General features: G+C 69.2%; 19 protein-coding genes. 12 read left to right on the forward strand and 7 right to left on the reverse strand.

Annotated features, from left to right (window positions below; genetic code table 11):
* The first annotated feature begins 89 nt into the window (after positions 1-89).
* The 8 genes from JKJ07_RS35345 to JKJ07_RS35380 all read left to right on the forward strand — a co-directional run bounded on the left by JKJ07_RS35345 (position 90) and on the right by JKJ07_RS35380 (position 8,351).
* A complete protein-coding gene (locus JKJ07_RS35345; protein ID WP_202996294.1) occupies positions 90-1,418 on the forward strand; it encodes an extracellular solute-binding protein in 1,329 nt (442 codons plus the stop codon).
* Between the two features lie 60 nt (positions 1,419-1,478).
* Positions 1,479-2,360: a carbohydrate ABC transporter permease gene (locus JKJ07_RS35350; protein WP_307834569.1), complete on the forward strand. Its 882-nt coding sequence runs from the start codon at positions 1,479-1,481 to the stop codon at positions 2,358-2,360.
* Positions 2,357-3,229 carry a carbohydrate ABC transporter permease gene (locus JKJ07_RS35355; RefSeq protein ID WP_307834570.1) on the forward strand — a complete coding sequence of 291 codons (873 nt, stop codon included), beginning with the start codon at positions 2,357-2,359 and terminating at the stop codon, positions 3,227-3,229. Before JKJ07_RS35350 ends, JKJ07_RS35355 begins: the two co-directional genes overlap by 4 nt.
* Before the next feature lie 44 nt (positions 3,230-3,273).
* Positions 3,274-4,167, forward strand: a complete 894-nt coding sequence (locus tag JKJ07_RS35360) for a Gfo/Idh/MocA family protein (protein WP_307834571.1) — start codon at positions 3,274-3,276, stop codon at positions 4,165-4,167.
* Between the two features lie 22 nt (positions 4,168-4,189).
* Positions 4,190-5,017 carry a sugar phosphate isomerase/epimerase family protein gene (locus tag JKJ07_RS35365; RefSeq protein WP_202996296.1) on the forward strand — a complete coding sequence of 276 codons (828 nt, stop codon included), beginning with the start codon at positions 4,190-4,192 and terminating at the stop codon, positions 5,015-5,017.
* Entirely contained in the window at positions 5,014-6,069 is a 1,056-nt protein-coding gene (locus tag JKJ07_RS35370; RefSeq protein WP_202996297.1) for a Gfo/Idh/MocA family protein, read from the forward strand. The genes JKJ07_RS35365 and JKJ07_RS35370 overlap by 4 nt, the downstream gene beginning before the upstream one ends.
* Positions 6,066-6,929 carry a sugar phosphate isomerase/epimerase family protein gene (locus JKJ07_RS35375; RefSeq protein ID WP_202996298.1) on the forward strand — a complete coding sequence of 288 codons (864 nt, stop codon included), beginning with the start codon at positions 6,066-6,068 and terminating at the stop codon, positions 6,927-6,929. Before JKJ07_RS35370 ends, JKJ07_RS35375 begins: the two co-directional genes overlap by 4 nt.
* A 144-nt stretch (positions 6,930-7,073) precedes the next feature.
* Positions 7,074-8,351, forward strand: a complete 1,278-nt coding sequence (locus JKJ07_RS35380; RefSeq protein ID WP_202996299.1) for a lactate racemase domain-containing protein — start codon at positions 7,074-7,076, stop codon at positions 8,349-8,351.
* 120 nt (positions 8,352-8,471) lie between these two features.
* On the opposite strand, the gene JKJ07_RS35385 is transcribed toward JKJ07_RS35380, so the two are convergent.
* Positions 8,472-9,509 carry a LacI family DNA-binding transcriptional regulator gene (locus JKJ07_RS35385; RefSeq protein WP_202996300.1) on the reverse strand — a complete coding sequence of 346 codons (1,038 nt, stop codon included), beginning with the start codon at positions 9,507-9,509 and terminating at the stop codon, positions 8,472-8,474.
* A 127-nt stretch (positions 9,510-9,636) separates the two neighbouring features.
* Here JKJ07_RS35385 and JKJ07_RS35390 point away from each other — a divergent pair, with 127 nt between their 5' ends.
* A complete protein-coding gene (locus JKJ07_RS35390; protein WP_307834572.1) occupies positions 9,637-10,698 on the forward strand; it encodes a hypothetical protein in 1,062 nt (353 codons plus the stop codon).
* Between the two features lie 186 nt (positions 10,699-10,884).
* Here JKJ07_RS35390 and JKJ07_RS35395 read toward each other — a convergent pair whose 3' ends face one another.
* Both JKJ07_RS35395 and JKJ07_RS35400 read right to left on the reverse strand, forming a co-directional pair.
* A complete protein-coding gene (locus JKJ07_RS35395) occupies positions 10,885-11,052 on the reverse strand; it encodes a hypothetical protein (protein WP_236030403.1) in 168 nt (55 codons plus the stop codon).
* Positions 11,049-11,627, reverse strand: coding sequence for a hypothetical protein (locus tag JKJ07_RS35400; RefSeq protein WP_202996302.1), 579 nt, complete (start codon positions 11,625-11,627; stop codon positions 11,049-11,051). The genes JKJ07_RS35395 and JKJ07_RS35400 overlap by 4 nt, the downstream gene beginning before the upstream one ends.
* A 209-nt stretch (positions 11,628-11,836) precedes the next feature.
* Between JKJ07_RS35400 and JKJ07_RS35405 the strand changes: the two genes are divergently transcribed.
* Positions 11,837-13,276 carry a lysyl oxidase family protein gene (locus JKJ07_RS35405; RefSeq protein WP_202996303.1) on the forward strand — a complete coding sequence of 480 codons (1,440 nt, stop codon included), beginning with the start codon at positions 11,837-11,839 and terminating at the stop codon, positions 13,274-13,276.
* A gap of 4 nt (positions 13,277-13,280) precedes the next feature.
* On the opposite strand, the gene JKJ07_RS35410 is transcribed toward JKJ07_RS35405, so the two are convergent.
* Positions 13,281-14,582, reverse strand: a complete 1,302-nt coding sequence (locus tag JKJ07_RS35410; protein ID WP_202996304.1) for an acyltransferase family protein — start codon at positions 14,580-14,582, stop codon at positions 13,281-13,283.
* Positions 14,583-14,693: 111 nt separating this feature from the next.
* Positions 14,694-15,185 carry a nucleoside deaminase gene (locus JKJ07_RS35415; RefSeq protein ID WP_202996305.1) on the reverse strand — a complete coding sequence of 164 codons (492 nt, stop codon included), beginning with the start codon at positions 15,183-15,185 and terminating at the stop codon, positions 14,694-14,696.
* A gap of 231 nt (positions 15,186-15,416) precedes the next feature.
* Here JKJ07_RS35415 and JKJ07_RS35420 point away from each other — a divergent pair, with 231 nt between their 5' ends.
* Positions 15,417-15,722 (forward strand): hypothetical protein, encoded by a 306-nt coding sequence (locus tag JKJ07_RS35420; protein WP_202996306.1) that lies wholly within the window; start codon positions 15,417-15,419, stop codon positions 15,720-15,722.
* Between the two features lie 116 nt (positions 15,723-15,838).
* Positions 15,839-16,954, forward strand: coding sequence for a phospholipase D-like domain-containing protein (locus tag JKJ07_RS35425; protein ID WP_202996307.1), 1,116 nt, complete (start codon positions 15,839-15,841; stop codon positions 16,952-16,954).
* Here JKJ07_RS35425 and JKJ07_RS35430 read toward each other — a convergent pair.
* Together JKJ07_RS35430 and JKJ07_RS35435 are read right to left on the reverse strand one after the other, a co-directional pair.
* The gene (locus JKJ07_RS35430) at positions 16,932-17,594 is read right to left on the reverse strand and encodes a response regulator (RefSeq protein ID WP_202996308.1); all 663 of its coding nucleotides are present in this window, start codon (positions 17,592-17,594) and stop codon (positions 16,932-16,934) included. The genes JKJ07_RS35425 and JKJ07_RS35430 overlap by 23 nt on opposite strands.
* The gene (locus JKJ07_RS35435) at positions 17,591-19,096 is read right to left on the reverse strand and encodes a histidine kinase (RefSeq protein ID WP_202996309.1); all 1,506 of its coding nucleotides are present in this window, start codon (positions 19,094-19,096) and stop codon (positions 17,591-17,593) included. The genes JKJ07_RS35430 and JKJ07_RS35435 overlap by 4 nt, the downstream gene beginning before the upstream one ends.
* Positions 19,097-19,111 lie beyond the last annotated feature (15 nt).

Here is a 19,111-nt window from a genome sequence, read left to right on the forward strand (position 1 = left end):
ACTGGCAACTGATTGCGCTCCGGTTAACGGGAGACACACAGTGACCCCGATCACTCCCTACCGCAAGCGGCTCAGAGGAGACAACTTTCATGAATGCGAAACGGTTGACTGCGCTGGCCGCGGTGACGGCTTTGGCGCTGGGTGTGGCCGCGTGCGGCGGCGACGACGAGGGTGGCGAGGGCGGGGCCGGCAAGACGCTCAACGTGCTGATCGGCGCGAACACCCAATACCCCGACGAGTTCCAGGCCTGGCAGAAGGACATCAGCGCAAAGTTTAAGGCGGCGACCGGCGCCGAGGTGAAGTTCGAGACTTTTGCCAGCGCCAACGACGAGCTGACCAAGATTCAGACCTCGGTGGTGTCGGGTTCCGGGCCCGACGTCTACGCGGTCGGCACCACGTTCACCCCGACGGCCTATTCGACCGGCGCCTTCGTCAAGATGGGCGACGAGGAATGGCAGAAGATCGGCGGCAAGGAGAAGTTCAACCCGGCCACGCTCGGCATCTCCGGCCCGGACGAGCAGAACCAGGTCGGCATTCCGTGGGTCAGCCGCCCGTTCGTCATGGCCTACAACACCGACCTGCTCAAGGCGGCCGGCATCGAGAAGCCCGCGACCACGTGGGACGAGCTGACCGCGCACGCCAAGCAGCTGACCAAGGGCGACCAGTACGGCCTGGCGATCGCCTACAAGGACAACTTCGACCCGTGGAAGTTCGTCTGGGGCATGTCCACGCAGGCCGGCAACCCGCTGGTCGACGGCAAGACCGCGAAGCTGCAGGACCCGGCCGTGCAGAAGGCGTACCAGACGTACTTCGGCTGGCTGGCCAGTGACAAGGTGGTCGACCCGGCCGCCGTCGGCTGGACGAACCCGCAGGCCGTGGCCGCGTTCGCCAAGGGCAAGACCGGCTACTTCCTGCTCACCACGACGACCGCGACGAACTCGCTCGATCAGGGCGCGGTCAAGGGCAAGTGGAAGTTCGCGCTGCTGCCGACCGTGCCGCCCGGCGCGACCAGCCGGCCGGCCAACGGCGTCGAGGCCGCGAGCATCCTCTCCGGTGACAACCTGCTGATCGCGGACTACTCGAAGAACAAGGACCTCGCCCTCGAGTACGTCAAGCTGGTCACCGATCAGGACGCGCAGCTCGACTACTACAAGAAGTTCGGCAACCTGCCGGCCAACGCGGCCGCCCTGCAGACCCTCGCGTCGGACCCGCAGCTCGAGCCGGTCACCGAGGCGGCCAAGAAATCGGTGGCGACCCCGTTCACGGGTGCCTGGGCCGACATCCAGCTCGCGCTGACGAACGTGGCCGTGCAGACCCTGCCCGAGCTGACCAAGGGTCCGATCAACACCGGACAGCTCGACTCGCGCATCGCCGACGCGCAGAAGGCCGCGCAGAGCTCGCTGGACAGGGCCAAGTAAATGGCCACCCTCGCGCCACCCGAGCAGAAAACGCCAACCGAGCGCGTACGCCGGAAGGGGGTGACGGAGCAGCAGCGCCCGCTGTGGCTCCTCACCCCCGGCGGGGCGCTGATGACCGTGGTCATCGTTCTGCCGCTCATCCTGGCCCTGTGGATCTCGATGATCGACCTGGACCAGTACACGCTGCGCCGATGGGTCGAGGCGCCGTTCATCGGGCTGGACAACTACGTCGAGTCGTTCAGCTCGGGCCTGCTCAACTCGATCTGGATCAGCGTCTCGTTCGCCGTCATCTCGACGATCGCGACCGTGCCGATCGGCATCGCGGCCGCGCTCGTCACGCAGAACAAATATCGGGGCCGCGGCCTGGTCCGGGCGGTTTTCCTGATCCCGTACGTCCTCCCGTCGTTCGTCGTCGCGTCGGTGTGGCGCACCATGCTGCAGCCGGACGGCATCGTCAACGCCTGGCTGGCCAAGGTGGGCATCGACGGCGGGCTGTGGCTCAGCGGCCCCACCTCGTACTGGACCCTGATCCTGGTCGAGATCTGGGCGGCCTGGCCGTTCATCTACCTGATGTCGCTCGCGGCCCTGCAGTCGGTCGACCACGAGGTGCACGAGGCGTCGGCGGTCGACGGGGCGCCCTGGTGGCCGAAGCTGCGCCGGGTGATCCTGCCCTACCTGCGCGGCCCGGTACTGCTCGCCTGCCTGCTGGCCACGCTCAACCACATCAACAACTTCACGTTGCCGTTCGTGCTGTTCGGGGCGCCCGCCCCGGAGGACGTCAACGTGATGCCGATGATCGTCTACGTCACCAGCTTCCAGAGCCTGCGGTTCGGGCTCAGCGCGGCGATGGCGGTGCTGTCGCTGGTCCTGATCGCGATTCCGCTGTTCATCTACCTGCGCGCCGTGCGGCTGGACGTGCATGAGGAAGGAGGCCGCAAGTGAGCACCACTTCCGCTTCGGCCGAGGCCACCCGGCTGCTGCCCCGCTGGATGTTGTTCGTTTTGACGGCCGTATTGGTCGCCTTGGTGCTCGTTCCGGTGCTCTACATCGTGCTCGCCTCGCTCAACAGCGACGTCGGCGTGGCGTCGGGCGAGTTCTGGCCGAGCTCGTGGAGCCTGGACAGCTACAGCCGCATCTGGACGACCGCCGACCTGTCCACGGGCATCCTGAACAGCCTGATCGTGTGCGCTTTCACCGCGGTGGCGTCGGCCGTCCTCGGCACCACCACCGCGTACGTGCTGGTCCGCTACACGTTCTTCGGCCGGCTGACGATCCTGCGCGGTCTTGTCGGTTTGCAGAGCATTCCGGGCACGCTGATGCTGCTGCCGGTGTTCGTGCTGTTCTCGTCGGCCGGCAACTATCTGGGCGTCACCGTCATCGGCACCCGCTGGGGCCTGTTCATCGCGTACCTGACGTTCGCCCTGCCCTTCTCGACCTGGGTGATGGTCACCTATCTGCGCGGCCTGCCGCGCGAGCTGGAGGAGGCGGCGCGCACCGACGGCGCGTCCACGCTGGTCATCCTGTGGCGGATCATCTTCCCGCTCAGCCTGCCGGCGATCGTGGTGTCCGGGATCTTCGCGTTCCTGCTCGGCTGGAACGACGTCCTGTTCGCCTCGGTGCTCACCCGGCCGGAGACGCACACCGCCGCCGTCGCCCTGCAGATCGTCGGCTCGTCGCAGGAGGGTGGCGCGCTTCCCGTCTATTCGCAGATCATGGCCGCCTCGCTCATCTGCGCGGCCCCGGTCGTCCTGCTGTATCTGGCGTTCCAGCGCTACCTGGTCGGCGGCCTGACCGCGGGCGGCGTGAAGTGATCGCTCCGCCGAGGGTTGCCGTCGTCGGGCTCGGGGATGTCTCCGTGGTGCACCTCGCCGCGATCGAGAAGCTGGGCGCCCCGCTCGTCGGGGTGTGCGACTCGCGCGGCGACTATCGCGCGCTGCTCGACGAGGTGCGCCCGGACGTCGTCCACATCTGCACGCCGCACGACCAGCACGTGCCGGTGGCGCTGGCCGCGCTCGAGCGTGGTGTGCACGTTCTGCTCGAGAAGCCGGTCGCGAACACGATCGAGCAGGCCGACCTGCTCGTGGCGGCGGCCAAGGACCACCCCGCGCTCAAGGTCGGCGTGTGCCTGCAGAACCGCTACAACCTGACGTCGCAGGCCGTCCACGAGCTGCTCACCTCGGGCGAGATGGGCCGCGTACGGGGTGCCTCAGCGTCCGTCCTGTGGCACCGGGACGCAGCCTACTACGCTGCGCGACCCTGGCGGGGTGTGCGCGAACGCTCGGGCGGCGGCGTGCTCATCAACCAGGCCATCCACACGCTCGATCTCGTGCAGTGGCTGCTCGGGGAAGTCACCGCCGTGCGCGGGCACGCCGGGCAGTACGGCGGAGCGTCCGGGGACGTGGAGGACACTGCGCATTTGGTGCTCGACCATGCGGGCGGCGCGCGCAGCGTCTTCTTCGCCACGACGACCAACGCGGTCGACTCGCCGGTCACGATCGAGATCACGGCCGAGCGGGGCACGCTGCTCATCCGCGGCGACCTGACGGTGGCGTACGCCGACGGGCGGGTCGAGACGATCGCCGAGCTCGCCCCGGAGGGAGGCGGACGCGCGTACTGGGGCGCCTCGCACGAACTGCTCATCGCCGACTTCTACCGATCCCTGAACGACCCCGGACCGTTCTGGATCGGACTCGAGGAGGCGCTCAAGAGCCAGCACCTGCTTGACGAGATCTACCGCCAGCACACCTGAGCTGCAAGGAAGGGCACCGCCCATGTGGACTCTCTCCGGATTCTCCGACGAGATCTCCCCCGACTTCACCGAGCAGTGCGAGGTCGTCTCGGGGCTCGGCATGAAGTACGTCGAGGTGCGCAGCGCCTGGGACGTGAACATTCTCGACCTCTCCCCCGATCAGCTCGACACAATCAAAAAGACCCTTTCCACGTACGGGCTCAAGGTGTCCTCGATCGGGTCGCCGATCGGCAAGATCGCCGTCACGGACGACTTCGCGCCGCATCTCGAGCGCATGAAGCACGCCGCCGAGGTGGCCAAGCTGCTCGAGGCCCCGTACATCCGCATCTTCTCGTTCTTCATGCCCGCCGGCGACGACCCGGCCACCCATCGCGCGGAAGTGATCGATCGAATGCGCGCACTTGTGCGCGTGGCCGAGGACGCCGACCTGATCCTGCTGCACGAGAACGAGAAGGAGATCTACGGCGACGTGCCCAGCCGCTGCCTTGACCTGATCCGCTCGGTCGGCTCGCCGTACCTGCGGCTGGCCTGGGATCCGGCCAACTTCGTGCAGGTCGGCGTGCGGCCGTACACGGACGGATACGCGCAACTTCGGCCACACGTCGAATACGTGCAGATCAAGGACGCCCTGCTCGCCGACGGGACCGTGGTGCCGGCCGGGCAGGGCGACGGCGAGGTGGCCGCCACCCTGCGGGCGCTGCGGCACGACGGGTTCGACGGGTTCTTCTCGCTCGAGCCGCACCTGGCCGCGGGCCACACCACCGGCGGGTTCTCCGGGCCCGAGCTGTTCACGACCGCCTGGCGGGCCTTCACCGGCCTGCTCGACACCGAGGAGATCGAGTACGCATGAGTGTTCCGAGGATGGCCCTGGTCGGCGCGGGCGTGATCGGAAAACACCACGGCCGGGTCATGAGCGAGCTCGCCGACCGGCTCGAACTGGTCGCCGTCGTCGACGTGGTGCTCGATCGTGCGCGTTCGCTCACCGGCGAGCGCGGCGGGCGGCCGTACGGGTCGCTCGAGGACGCGCTGGCCGCCGAGCAGGTCGACGTCGTGGTCGTGTGCACGCCGACCGGGCTGCACGGGGCGGTCGCGATCGAGGCGCTGGGCGCGGGCAAGCACGTCATCATCGAGAAGCCGGCCGAGACAACCGTGGCCCGTACGGACGAGATCATCGCCGCTCGTGACAAGGCGGGCCGGCTCGTCACCGTCATCTCGCAGCACCGGTTCGACCCGTCCACCGAGCAGACGCTGGCCGCGATCAGGGCAGGCGAGTTCGGACGGGTCAGCTCGGGGATCGCGGCCATCGACTGGTGGCGTGGGCAGTCCTACTACGACTCCGGCGACTGGCGCGGCACCTGGGAGCTCGACGGCGGCGGCGCGCTCATGAACCAGGGCGTGCACACGGTCGACCTGCTCGTGGCCGCGCTCGGCAAGCCGGTCGAGGTGTTCGCCTACGCGGGCACGCTCGCGCACGAACGCATCGAGGTCGAGGACGTGCTGGCCGGAGTTGTGCGGTTCGAGTCGGGCGCGCTGGGTGTGCTGCACGCTTCCACTTCCGCCTATCCGGGGCTGAGCGCGCGGCTGCAGGTGCACGGCGACCGGGGCTCGGCGGTCATCGACAACGACCAGCTGGCGTTCTTCCACTCCACGCCGGTCGGCGCGCCGATCGAGGAGAAGCTGATGGGCAAGACGCAGGTGGTGTCGGGCGGCGGGACGGACACGGCGAGCAGCAACCCGGGCATGCTGTCGGACGCGCACCGCCTGCAATACGTCAACTTCCTGGACGCCCTGGACGGAAACGCGCAACTCCGGGTCGACCTGGAGACGAACCGTCAGTCGATCGCGGTGATCACCGGCGCGTACGAATCCGCGCGAACCGGGAAGCCGGTGACCCTCGCATGAGCCGGATCGCCGCCAACCCCATCCCCTACTGGGCCTCGGCGGGCAAGACCAAGGAAGTGTTCGACGAGGCGTTCGCCGACTTCCACGCGATCGGCTTCACCGCGGTCAAGGCGGACGTCCCCGAGGGCATGACCGCCGGCGACTATCGCGCGTGGATCGGCGGGTACGGCCTGTCGCCGTCGCTCAGCCTGTTCAACTCGCCGTTCGACGACACGGTGACGGTGGAGGGCGAGGTGGAGAAGGCCAAACGGTTCGCCGCCGACCAGGTCGCGCTCGGTCTCGACCGTACGATGGTGTCGTCGATGGCCGTTGCTGCGCGTTTGGAGCGTCCGGCCGTCGGCGCCGAGCTCGACGAGGGCAGGCTGAGCCGCGCGATCGACATGTGCGGCGAGGTGTGCCGGGCGCTGGCCGCCGAGGGGCTGCGGCCGCTGCACCATTCGCACATCGGCGGGGTGTTCGAGACCGAGCACGAGATCACCCGGCTGCTCGACGAGCTGGGCCCGGAGGTGATCGGTTTCGGCCCCGACACAGGTCACCTGCGCTGGGCCGGCATCGAGCTGGCCGCGTTCATCCGGCGCTACGCCGACCGGCTGGGCGGCATCCACATCAAGGACGTCTTCCCCGACCATCTCGAAGGCTCGACGCTGTCGTACCGCGAGGCCACCGCGTCCAAGCGGCTGTGGGCCGAGCCGGGCCTGGGTGTAGTCGACTTCGAGGCCGTCCTCGACGCCATCCCGGCCGGCTACGACGGCGACTTCATGATTGAAGTGGACGAGCCGTCGGTCGAGTCGAAGCTCGAATCGCACGAGATGTCGTTCGCCTGGGCGAGGCGCGCACTCGCGGGCAGGGTTGTCGAGTAATGCGCATAGTCGTCCGTGGCGCGCAACCGAGCATCGCGTCCGCACAAAACGCGCAACCGAGCATCGCGGCTGGCTATCGCGCGCAACCGAGCGGCGGGGCCGGCCTCGGCGTGCAACGATTCTGAGCGACGAAGGGACCAGGCCATGACTTCGACGGTTGCGGGGCAGGCGGCGCGGCTCGGGGGCGCCGATCGGGTGCTCACCGAGGAGGAGGTCACGGCCTTCGTCCTCGAACAGCTCGGCCCGCTCGACGTGGACGGGCGCAGCGTGTGTGTGCTCGTGCCCGACGCGACCCGCACCTGCCCGCTGCCGTTGCTCGTCAGTGCCGTGCACCGCGCGCTGCACGGCCGGGTGTCGCGGCTGACCGTCCTGATCGCCTTGGGCACGCACGGCGCGATGACGGACGAGGCCCTCGCGGCCCACGTCGGCGTCTATCCGGACACCGAGGTGATCAATCACGAATGGTGGAAGCCGGAGACGTTCGCTCACCTTGGAACAATCCCGAGTGAGCGGATCGCCGAGCTGTCCGGCGGGCGGATGAGCGGAGACGTGCCGGTCCTGCTCAATCGCGCAGTCGTCGAGCACGACATCGCGATCGTCGTCGGGCCGGTGTTGCCGCACGAGGTGGTCGGCATGTCCGGCGGCAACAAATACTTCTTCCCCGGGGTGGCCGGCCAGCAGATCATCGACGTCTCGCACTGGCTGGGCGCGCTGATCACGTCCGCCGAGATCATCGGAACGACCGGGCTCACCCCCGTACGGGCCCTGATCAACGACGGCGCCGCGCTCATCCCGGCCGAGAAGTACGCGTTCTGCGTGGTCACGGCCGAGCTGCCGCCGGACGGCACGGACAGCGACAAGAGCAGCGCCCTGCACTCGATCTCGTTCGGCGACTGCATCTCGTCGTGGTCGAGCGCGGCCGAGATCAGCGCGGCCACCCACGTGACCTATCTCGACCGGCCCCGGCGGCGGGTGCTGTCGCTCGTGCCACAGATGTACGACGAGATCTGGACCGGCGCCAAAGGCTTCTACAAGGTCGAACCGATCGTCGCCGACGGCGGCGAGGTGATCCTGTACGCGCCGCACATCCGCGAGATCGCCACCAGTCATCCGCAGATCCACGAGATCGGCTACCACTGCCGCGACTACTTCGTGAAGCAGTGGGACGCGTTCAAACACGTGCACTGGGGAGTGCTCGCGCACTCGACACACTTGCGCGGGGCGGGCACCTACGACGCGCAAACGGGCATCGAGAAACTGCGCGTTGATGTCACTTTGGCGACCGGCATCCCCGAGGACGTGTGCCGCGCGGTCAACCTCGGCTACCGCGACCCCGCCACGATCGACATCGCCGAGTTCGCCACCGACCCGAACGCACTCGTAGTCCCCCGAGCCGGCGAGGTCCTCTTCCGCCTGAGCTGAGACGGCCGGGCTGCCCTGACTTGCGGGAGCCCTGACGCGGGCGGCCTGACACGCGGAGGTGCCCTGCCCTGACTGCGCGGTTGCCTGACTCGAACGGCTGTCCCGGCGTGGGCGGCTGTATCAGCGTGGGCGGCTGCCCGGGGCCGTGCGTTGGCGGGGCACAGCCGTGGCGCCGCGGGGTGGGGCGGTCGACTTGCGGACCACCAGCCGCACCGGGAGCACGAGGGGCCGGCCGCTCGTCCGGGCGCCCTGGGCCACCGCGATGCAGTTCTGCATGCCCGTGAAGCCCATCCGGTAGAGCGGCGACGCGATCGTCGTGAGCTGGGGCTCCACCAGCTCGTCGAAGATGATGTTGTCGAAGCCGACCACGCTGACCTGCTCGGGAACGGCTACGCCGAGGCGGCTCAGCCCCTTGACGATGCCGATCGCGAGCTGATCGTTGTAGGCCTGCACGGCCGTCGAGTCCGTCTCGGCCACGCGCAGCGCCGCGCTGATCCCGGCCAGCACCGTCGGCTCGTTAGGTCCGAGCCTGCGCGCCTCCAGCCCGAGGTCGGCCGCGGCCTGCCGCAACGACCGCCACCGGACGCCGTCCGACCAGCTCGTCTCCGGCCCCGCCACGTACGTGATGCGCTCATGACCGAGAGCCGCCAGATGCTCGACCGCGCGCCGGATGCCCCGCTCGGCGTCGTTGAGCACGCAGTTCGCCTCCGGGATGATCCGGTTGAGCAGCACGACGGCCTTCTGCTTGGCGACCATCCGCAGCGCCGAGTCGGTCATCCGCGAACTGGCGATCACCACCCCGTCGACCTGGGCCAGCTCCTGCTCGATGGTCTGCCGTTCCACCTTCGGCGACTCGTTCGTGTGCGACAGGATCAGCTGATAGCCGGCCTCGCGCGCCGCCTCGTACGCCCCCTTGATGATGTCGCCGTAGAACGGGTTGGTCACGTCGGCGACCACCAGCGCGATCGCGTTCCGCACGACCCCCGGGCCGGGCCGCCGGGCCTGCGCCCCCGTCCGGTAGCCCAGCTTCTCGGCCGCCTCGAAGATCTTCTGCGCGGTCTCCGCGTTGACCCGGCCGGGCCGGGCGTAGGCCCGCGAAACGGTGGAGGCGGCCACCCCCGCCTCCCGCGCCACGTCGTAGATAGTCGGGCGGTTCATGTCCAGGATGTTAAATCCGCGGGCCCTCACGAAACAGCCCCGCCGCCCGTCGCGGTTGTCCCCCGGTGGTTGATCCCTGACATAGTCGGGTCCAGCGGTTTGGTTCCAGGAGGTTGAATCGGTCATCGTGCGCGTCCTCACAGTTGCCGTCCTGGCCGTCCCGCTCCTCGCCGTTCCCGCTCCTGCCGCCGTCGCCTCCAGCCGGCAGGCGGCGACGGTCTGCACCGTGCGTGACGAGCGGCTCGACGAGCTGTCCGGAATGGTGGCCGTCGGCTCCGGCTACGTCGTCGTCAACGACGGTTCCGACTTCGCCGAACGCCGGAAGGTCTTCTTCCTGAACGCGGCCTGCAAGGTGACGAGGACGGTGTCATATCCGTCGCGCCCGCGGGACACCGAGGACCTGGCTCGCGGCACCGACGGCACGCTCTGGGTCGGCGACATCGGGGACAACAGCGGCAGCCGCAGCTCGATCGCGGTCTGGAAGCTGGGACCCGGGGCGAAGAGCCCGGCCCTGTTCCGCATGTCGTACCCGGACGGCGCCCGCGACGCCGAGGCCATGCTGGTGACGGCCGGCAACACGCCCGTCGTCGTGTCGAAGGAGGGCGGAACGGCCGGCCTCTACGTGCCGACCGGCCCGCTGAGCCGCAAATCCACCACGCCGATGCGCAAGGCCGGCGAAGTCACCCTTCCCACCACCACGACGAGCAACCCGTTCTCGTTCCTGGGCCGCGCCGTGATCACCGGCGCCGCCGCCTCACCCGACGGCCGCCACGTGGTCCTGCGCACCTACGCCGACGCCTTCGAGTTCGACGTCCCCGACGGCGACGTGATCCGGGCCCTGACCACCGGGCAGCCCCGCCAGATCCCGCTGCCGGACGAGCCCCAGGGCGAGGCGATCACCTACAGCGCGGACGGACGCTCCCTGCTCACCGTCTCCGAAGCGTCCGGCGAGTCCGCGGCCAAACCCCAGATCCTCCGGTACGCCCTCCCGGACCGCCCCGCCGTTACGTCGGAGCAACCCGCCGAAGCGCCGTCCCCGACGCCCAGCGGCGGCCCTCGCACGGTCGCGGCCGAGGACTCACCACCGTTCGACTACATCACCGTGGTGGTCGGCCTGATCGCCGTCCTGGCCCTGCTCCTGGCCGGGATCGCCTTCGCCCTGTCCCGCCGAGCACGACGCGGCCGGTGAAAGGGGGCGGCCGGTGAAAGAGGGCAGCTGGGAAACGAAGGGCGGCCGGTAGAAGAGGGCAGCTGTTAAAAGAGGGCAGCTGGTAAGAGGGCAGCCGGTAAGGGTAGGAGGCGCCAGTAAGGGTAGGAGGCGGCTCACGCAGCCTCGCGCAAGGTGTGACCTGCGACGACGGAGGGCGGTTCGGACTCAGTCGGGCTTGGTGCGGCGGATCCTGCGCATGAGCATGGACAGCACGCCGTAGCCGGAGCCGATGTTGCCCGTCGCGACGCCGGCCGCGGTGCCCATGAAGAGCGCGTTCGCGCAGTCCGGGCAAACCTCGCGGCCCGTCACCGTCTTCTGGAACGGCTGCTTCACCCGTCGCTTGCAATCCGGACAGTCACGTCCTCCGAACGCCATGCGCCACCTCCGAACGTGTGATGTGAGAGCCCGGCGCGGATGGCCGGCTCGTTCAGCCCGGCGAGCGGCATCCGGAACCGCAGCTCGCCACGAAGGCGCTTGCAGGGTGCACGCCGGCCGGCCCGGTCGACGGGCACGATTCGCGCACCTTCGGACGCGCTGACGAACACGTCGAGCATTGTGATCGGCCACCAGGCGCGCATCCGGATGCGCGTCACCGCGTCGTACGGCACGACGACTCCGTCGCAGCGTGCGGCGGCCAGCTCGATGCGGTCCGGCGCGAAGGTCAGCACCGGCGGCCGCTTGCGGGCCGCGAGGAACGAGAAGCCCGTGAAGAAGACCGTGTAGGTGACCGGGTAGACGACCGCGAACACCACGGACGGAAGGTTCCACCGGCCGAGCACCGCGGAGTAGAACAGCCAGATGGCGATCAGTCCCAGCGCGGAGGCCAGGACGGCCAGGCCGACGCAAGCGAGCAGGAAACGCCAAGGTGACCACGCACGCCCGGCCGATTGCCACTCATCGCTGCTCACGGTCAGATCATGACAGCCTCGCGCACGTATGAGCATCGGCCTCCTGTCGGATCCGGGACACGGGAGGCTGATTCGACCGACTTCGCTCACCGGCTCACAGCGGACTCACAGGCTTACGGCTTCGATGGGCGAACGTCCATTCGGAGCGCACTGGGGGGTTTGTTGTGGGACGGGCACGTAGGTGGGGGCTCGCCGCCGTCGCGGGAGTCATGCCGGCGGCGCTGGCGTTCGCCGGGATCCAGGTGGCCGACGCGGCCACCAACGACGGCGTCAAGCTGGTGTCGGCGGGCAAGAACATCAAGGCCGAACGGTACGACAACGGGGACGGCTTCGCGGTCGACCTCGACCTCGGTCTCAACATCATCGCAGGTCAGGAGCCGCTCGAGATCAGGGCGAGCCGGAAGTCGTACGCGGATCCGATCGTGGCCCACCTGGTCACGAAGAAGGGGAACGTGACGCTGCCCAAGGCGCTCGTCACGGACCTCTACACGCTCAAGCAGTTCACCACGGTGACGATCAAGAACGCCAAGGGCGCCGTGGTCAAGCGCTACTGGACGAACTTCTGCCCCAACTCGTACGACTCGGTGCGCACCCGCCCCGACGCGCCGGCCCAGTCGCCGTACCCGATGGGCTGCCCCTCCGGGAACCCGTTCACGCTCGGCACGGTGTGGGGCGTGCAGGCGGGCTGGAACGCCAAGACGAGCGATGTGCCCACTCATGGCAAGGCGTTCGACCTGCCGCCCGGGAAGTACTCGGTCGGCGTCACCGTCAACCCCCCGTACCAGAAGCTCTTGAATCTGACCGCCAAGGACGCGACCGTCGCGCTCAACTTGACCGTGGTCAAGGGGTCCGTCGAGAAGGAAGCGCGCACAAACGCGCATCAGCACGGTCAGCAGGTGTCCGAGACGCACTCCGAATATCGGGTGCCGGCGAAGCGGCCCACCGCCCGTGCGGCCGCGCCGGCGAGCGGTCCGCGGCCCGACCTGCGCTCGCTGCCCGCCTGGGGCATCTCGATCAGCAAGGGCGCCAAGAGCAAGTGGTACGTCAACTTCGGCGCGACGGTCTGGAACGCGGGCGACTCGCCGCTGCTGGTCGACGGCTTCCGGCGTAGCGGGCAGGGCCTGATGGACGCCTACCAGTACTTCTTCGACGCCCAGGGCAACCAGGTCGGCGCCGTGCCGGCCGGGACGATGGAGTGGGACCCGCGCGCCGGGCACAACCACTGGCACTTCACCGACTTCGCGCAGTACAACCTGCTCAAGTCCGACCAGAAGCAGGTCGCGCGCAGCGGCAAGGAAGCGTTCTGCCTGGCCAACACCGATCAGGTCGACTACACGATCCCGCTCGCGAAGTGGCGTCCGTTCAACACCGATCTCGAGACGTCGTGCGGCATGCAGAACTCGGTAGGCGTGCGCGAAGTGCTCGACATCGGCAACGGCGACACCTACACGCAGGATCGGCCGGGACAGTCGTTCGACGTGACGTCGCTGCCCAACGGCACCTACTACATCCAGGTCAAGGCGAACCCGGCCGGCAAGCTGAGCGAGCGGAGCACCGGGAACAACACGTCCGTCCGCAAGATCGTGCTCGGCGGCACGGCGAAGAAGCGGACTCTCACCGTGCCGCCGGTCAACGGCATCAAGGGCTGAGGGTTCAGCCGGCCCGCGGTGGCTGGTCCGGGTCGAATCCCTCGACCCGGGCGGCACCGCGGGCCGACGACGAGCCGTAGACCGTGCCTCCCGCCGGGCGGGCGGGCCCGGCCTGGGGAACAGCTTGCCGGGGTGCCTCCGTACGGAGGCTGGGGTTGATCTCGGTGTTGATCGGGACGGCGGGACCGCCCGCGCCGGCCAGCGCGGGAGTGGCGAGCCGCGGCCACAGCGACGCCTTGCGCTTCGCCGACACGTCCTCGACCCAGCCGAAGACGAGCACCGCCCCGAGCACCATGACCGTCTCGAGCACGAGCATCCAGACGATGTACTGGAACGTCGCCCACGGCACCTGGTAGTGCTCGAGCACGGCCGCCCCGACGGTGATGAGCGGGAAGTGCCACAGGTAGATCGTGATGGCGCGCGCGTTGATGACCCGGACCGACTCGGACAGCCACTTCACCTTGTCGAGCACGGCCATGGTCGGACGGAAGCGCAGCACGATCAACACAAAGGCGAGAGACCACAGCGTACGGGCGATGGGCTCTTCGTTGAGGTCGAAGCCCCACGCCGTCGGGTGCGTGAACAACCAGTACAGGCCGATGCCACCGATCACCGCGGTGACCGCCACCCAGACCGCGACCGGCAGCCGGTGCAGTCGTCCGTCGCGATGCGCGAAGCCGGCCATCCAGCACGCGGCGTAGGTGACGAAGTCCCACATGATGCCGTCGATCGGGTCGGGCAGGCGGAAACCGGTCACGTGCAACACGGCGAGCACGGCCAGCGGCGCGGCCACGACGACCCAGCCGAGCTTCTTGTACGCGAAGTACAGGATCGGCGAGACCAGCACGAAGATCAGGTAGGCCCGGAGATACCAGAGGACCTCCCAGAACGGCTCGCCCCACGAGCTGCCCGGCGGGTCCTCCAGCGGGAACAGCCAGAAGACCAGGTTGAGCTTGTGCAGCGGGTGGTCCGGGTCGCTGGTCGACCAGCCGTGCCAGAACATCAACGGCAGCGCCACCGCGGCGAACGTCCAGAGCGCCGGCAGCAGCCGCCGGATGCGCGACCAGACGGCCTTGCGCGCACCGCCCTTGGCGAGCGACGCGGCCATGAGCGAACCGGCGATGGCGAACATGACGCCCATCGCGGGCAGCACATACGTCAGCCAGGCCCAGCCGAATGCGTGGTAGACGACCACCCGGACGATCGCCAGTGCGCGCAGACTGTCGATGTAGCGATTGCGGTTCGACGCCGGAGCCGGGGGCTTCTCCTGGACAGCGGGCGCCGCTGTGACGGGACTTGCAGACATGGATGAGGCCTCCGCCACGGTCGCGCTATTACACAGCCTTCGTACAGGATCATGGAGTATAGGGACGCGTAAACCACCCGTCCGGTCAGGCCTGGTGGGCCGACCGGGGGCCTATTTCCAGAAGCCTCTATGCACGTCAGCAGCACTGGCGAGCGCGGCCGGCCCGTCGATCACAATCGGCCGTCCGCCACGAGCGAAGACTTCCCGCGACGACAGCCGCAGCGGGGGCACGCCGTCCTCGTCGTCGACCATCGCGCCGAGCTCGTCGGACGAGAAGGCGAACACCATCCGCCCGATTCCGGACCAATAGATCGCACCCGCGCACATCGCGCACGGTTCGGTGCTCGTATAAAGGGTGCTTTCGCTCAGCACGGCCAATTCCCAGCTGCCGGTCACCCGGACCAGATTGGTCTCGGCATGTCCGGTCGGGTCGGCCTGGGTGACCGTCGAATTCATCGCCTCGGCCACGTTTCCGGCCGGCCCCACGAGCAGGGCGCCGAAGGGATGGTCCCCGCGTTTGCGGGCGTCCCAGGCGAGGGCCACCGCCCTTTCCAGATACGACTCGTCGATCGCCGAAATGGCACTGGACGTCACGAAAGTCATCCGACCTCCCCGTTCTCTCGCACTCTAGCCAGTTCCGCGATCAAGTCCACGGCCGTCGCCGCGCCGCACGAGGCCGGCCGCGATCCCCGCCGACGACCGTGACGAGCAACGCGCGCATCGACCCACTCCTCCGGCGGAACGTGTCGTACCCCCGGACTAGCTTGAGCGACGAGTCCCGAGGGGCGCATCGGCTCACCGGTCGAGAGCGTCCGCCGAAGGAGGCGAACATCCATGGCAGTCACCGGACGCATGATCGCCGAGGGCCTGCGGCCCGGCGCCGAGTTCGCGCCGCCGCACACGCGCATCGTCAAGGTGCTGCGGGTCGACGTGGGCGACTCGGCCGGTCCGGGCCAGCCCCGGTTCTGGACGATCATCGACTTCGCGGCCGACGACGCCGACGCGGTCGCCACCGCCCTGGCCGAGACCCTCGACCCCCGACGGCGGCTGGTATGCCGACCTTCAGGACGGCGACGACCACGTGGTGGTGTTCGCGCACAAGGTGTTCCGCTACGCCCCGGCCGACCGCGCGACGTATGAGGCCGCGGTCGCCTACGGGCGCAGCGTGGGCGTCCCCGAGCATCAACTCGACTGGGAGGGATGAACTCGTCGGGCAGGCGACACCACGGCTCGCCCGGGGCCGCCACACTGACCGCATGGGTGTGGATCTGGGCAGTGTGGAGTTCTACGCGGGGCCCTCCGTTCTCGGCGGGCCCGACGATCTCGACGCGGTGATCCGGGAGTTCATCGCCGGTGCCACCGACACGTTGCTGATCGCCGTGCAGGAGGTTGACTCGCGCGCGGTCGCCGAGGCGATCCTGGCGGCCAAGGCGCGCAAGGTCAGCGTGCAGATCATTCTCGAGGGTGACTATCTGGTCGAGGATCCGCCGATCGCCGACCCGTGGAGCCTCAGCGGCGACAACGAGAACAACCGGGTCATCCACTCGGCGCTGCTCCGGGCCGGCGTCGACCTGGTCACCGACCTCAATCCGAAGATCTTCCACCAGAAGTTCATCGTGCGGGACCCGGGCGCGCCGACCGCGGCCGTGCTGACCGGGTCGACCAACTTCACGCTCACCGACACGGGCCAGAACCCGGTCGGCGGCCGGTCCGGCGGCAACAACCTCAACCATCTGCTGATCCTGCGCGGCCAGACGGCCACCAGCCTGTATCTGCGCGAGTTCGAGCGTCTGCGCAGCGGCACGTTCGGCGAGTTGCGGGAGCGGCGCGAGCCCCGGCCGCGCGAATTCCGGCTCGGCGGCATCCGGGTCAAGCCCATCTTCGCGCCGCATCAGGGGCCCGAGATGGAAATCATGAAGCAGATGCTCAAAGCCGAGCATCGCGTCGACTTCGCCATGTTCACCTTCGCGCAGTCGTCAGGCATCGACGACACCATGTTCTGGCTGCTAAAGGCCGGGATTCCGGTGCGCGGCGTGCTCGATCGGGGGCAGGGCAGCCAGGCGTGGTCGGCCACGATCCCGCTCAAGGAGCGAGGCGCGCAGCTGTTCGAGAACACGCCCGGCAACGGTGTGCGCAAGGTGCACCACAAGCTGATGGTGATCGACGAGCAGCTCGTGATCGTGGGCAGCTTCAACTACACCGCGCCCGCGGCGACCCTCAACGACGAGAACATCGTGGTGCTCGGCGACCTGGAGGAGAAGGACCCGGAGGCGATCGCCGCGCAGCGCCGGCTGGCCGCATACGTGCTCGAGGAGATCGACCGGATCATCGCGAAGCTGTCGCGGCCGGTCACCGCCGCCGGGGAGCGATGAGCCCCGACTCGTAGGCCCAGACGACCAGCTGGGCGCGGTCGCGGCAGTGCAGTTTGGTCATGGCCCGGTTGACGTGCGTCTTCGCCGTCAGCGGGCTGATCACCATGCGCGTGGCGATCTCGTCGTTGGTCAGGCCCCGGGCCACCAGCTCGACGATCTCCTGCTCGCGCCCGGTCAGCACATCGCGGCCGGCCGCGGGGTCGGGCGGGGGTGGCCCGGTCACGAACTCGCTGATCAGCGTGCGGGTGACCGCGGGCGCCAGCAGCGCGTCGCCCCGGGCCACCACGTCGATCGCCTGCAGCAGATCGCCCGGGTCGGCGTCCTTGAGCAGGAACCCGCTGGCCCCGGCCCGCAGCGCGGCGAACACATAGGAGTCGAGCCCGTAGTTGGTCAGGATCAGCACGCGCACCCCGGCCAGCCCCGGTTCGGCGGCGATGCGGCGGGTGGCCTCGATCCCGTCGAGCCCCGGCATCTGCACGTCCATCAACACGACGTCGGGCCGCAGCACCCGGCATTGCCGCACGGCATCGGCCCCGTCGGCGGCCTCCCCCACCACCTCGACACCGTCCTCGGCCTCGAGCAACGCCCGGAACCCGGCCCGCATCAGCGCCTGATCGTCAACCAGCAGAACCCGGATCAACCCGCCCCATCCCCCGCCGCCCCGCTCAGACCCGCACCACCCCGCACCGCGCCACCCGCCGCCGCGTTGTCCGACGCCGCACCGCCATCCGCCGTGTTGTCCGCCGCCGGGCTATTGAGCGCCCCGCTGCCCTCTGGGGAGCCGCCTGCCGATCCGCCACCCGCCGTGGTGCTGCCTCTCGCAATGCGACCATGCGCCGACCCGCCCAGCGTCCCGCCGTCCAGCGTTGCGCCGTCCAGCGTTGCGCCGTCCAGCGTTGCGCCGTCCAGGGTTGCGCCGTCCAGGGTTGCGCCGTCCAGGGTTGCGCCGTCCAGGGTTGCGCCGTCCAGGGTTGCGCCGTCCAGGGTTGCGCCGTCCAGGGTTGCGCCGTCCAGGGTTGCGCCGGCGATTGGGAATGTTGCCCGCACGGCGAAGCCGCCGCCATCGCGCGGAGTTGCCTGCAGGGCGCCGCCGAGGCCGGTGACCCGCTCTCGCATGCCGCGCAGGCCCACGCCCGGCGCCACCGGGCAGTCGGGTGACGCCAATCCGTCGTCCGTGACTGCGACCGCCAACGATTCGGACGAGTAAGCGATGTGGACCTCGGCGGCCGCCCGGCCGGCATGGCGGGCCACGTTGGTCAGCGCCTCTTGCACGACGCGGTAGCCCGCCTGGTCGACCTCGGCCGGCAACTCGACGGGATCCCCGTCGACCACAACGCTCACGGGGAAACCGGCCGCTCTGGTCCGCTCGGCCAGCTCCTCCACCAGCGCCAGCCCGATGCCCTCCACATCGGAAGGAGTGCGCAGCACCTCGAGTGTCTCGCGCAGCTCCCGCATCGCCGCGCCGCCCGCCTCTTGGATCGCGAGCAGCGCGGCCGGTGGCTCCTCGCCGCGCTTGCGGGCCAGATGCACGGCTATCCCGGCCTGCACCTTGATCACCGAGATGCTGTGCGTGAGCGAGTCGTGCAGGTCTCGGGCGATCCGCAGGCGCTCCTCCCCCGCCCGGCGCAGCGCCACCTCCTCGCGGGTGCGCTCCGCCTCGGCCGCTCGCTGCTCGACCTGCTCGAGATAGGCCCGGCGCTGCCGACCGACCACGCCCGCGACGTTGGCCGCCACGAACCAGCCCAGCAGCAGCGACGTGCGCTCGACCAATTGCTGCGCGGCCTCCCCCGCAGGGGCCGCGGAGATGTCGCGCGCGAGGAAGCCGCCGAGGAACACCAGGCTGGTCAGGGCGGCGGGCAGGCGATGACCCCGCCAGGCGGTGAGATAGACCAGGCCGAGCACCGGGAACGCGGCGGCCACACCCGCATGCACTCGCAAGTGGAGCGCGAGCATCGAGGCGGTCACGACCAGGAGCGCGGGCACCGGATAACGCCTGCCGACGGCCACCCCCGCGGCCATGACGACGATCAGCAGCACCCCGACGGCCCCCACCGGACCCGAGTCGGGCGCGAGGGCGGCGTTGGCCAGCAGCAGCCCTCCCAGGAGGAGGCCGCCGGCGAGATAGGGCAGGTCGAGTCGCACGTTGGCACTGTAGGA

This window comes from Paractinoplanes lichenicola (assembly GCF_016785085.1).
In the GTDB taxonomy this organism is placed as follows: Bacteria; Actinomycetota; Actinomycetes; order Mycobacteriales; family Micromonosporaceae; genus Actinoplanes; species Actinoplanes lichenicola.

What these genes read in the sequence shown, in the direction of transcription:
- JKJ07_RS35345 (WP_202996294.1), top strand. Translation starts at nt 90, where the DNA reads ATGAATGCGAAACGGTTGACTGCGCTGGCCGCGGTGACGGCTTTGGCG.
- JKJ07_RS35365 (WP_202996296.1), top strand. Translation starts at nt 4,190, where the DNA reads ATGTGGACTCTCTCCGGATTCTCCGACGAGATCTCCCCCGACTTCACC.
- JKJ07_RS35370 (WP_202996297.1), top strand. Translation starts at nt 5,014, where the DNA reads ATGAGTGTTCCGAGGATGGCCCTGGTCGGCGCGGGCGTGATCGGAAAA.
- JKJ07_RS35375 (WP_202996298.1), top strand. Translation starts at nt 6,066, where the DNA reads ATGAGCCGGATCGCCGCCAACCCCATCCCCTACTGGGCCTCGGCGGGC.
- JKJ07_RS35380 (WP_202996299.1), top strand. Translation starts at nt 7,074, where the DNA reads ATGACTTCGACGGTTGCGGGGCAGGCGGCGCGGCTCGGGGGCGCCGAT.
- JKJ07_RS35385 (WP_202996300.1), bottom strand. Translation starts at nt 9,509, where the DNA reads ATGAACCGCCCGACTATCTACGACGTGGCGCGGGAGGCGGGGGTGGCC.
- JKJ07_RS35405 (WP_202996303.1), top strand. Translation starts at nt 11,837, where the DNA reads ATGCCGGCGGCGCTGGCGTTCGCCGGGATCCAGGTGGCCGACGCGGCC.
- JKJ07_RS35410 (WP_202996304.1), bottom strand. Translation starts at nt 14,582, where the DNA reads ATGTCTGCAAGTCCCGTCACAGCGGCGCCCGCTGTCCAGGAGAAGCCC.
- JKJ07_RS35415 (WP_202996305.1), bottom strand. Translation starts at nt 15,185, where the DNA reads ATGACTTTCGTGACGTCCAGTGCCATTTCGGCGATCGACGAGTCGTAT.
- JKJ07_RS35420 (WP_202996306.1), top strand. Translation starts at nt 15,417, where the DNA reads ATGGCAGTCACCGGACGCATGATCGCCGAGGGCCTGCGGCCCGGCGCC.
- JKJ07_RS35425 (WP_202996307.1), top strand. Translation starts at nt 15,839, where the DNA reads ATGGGTGTGGATCTGGGCAGTGTGGAGTTCTACGCGGGGCCCTCCGTT.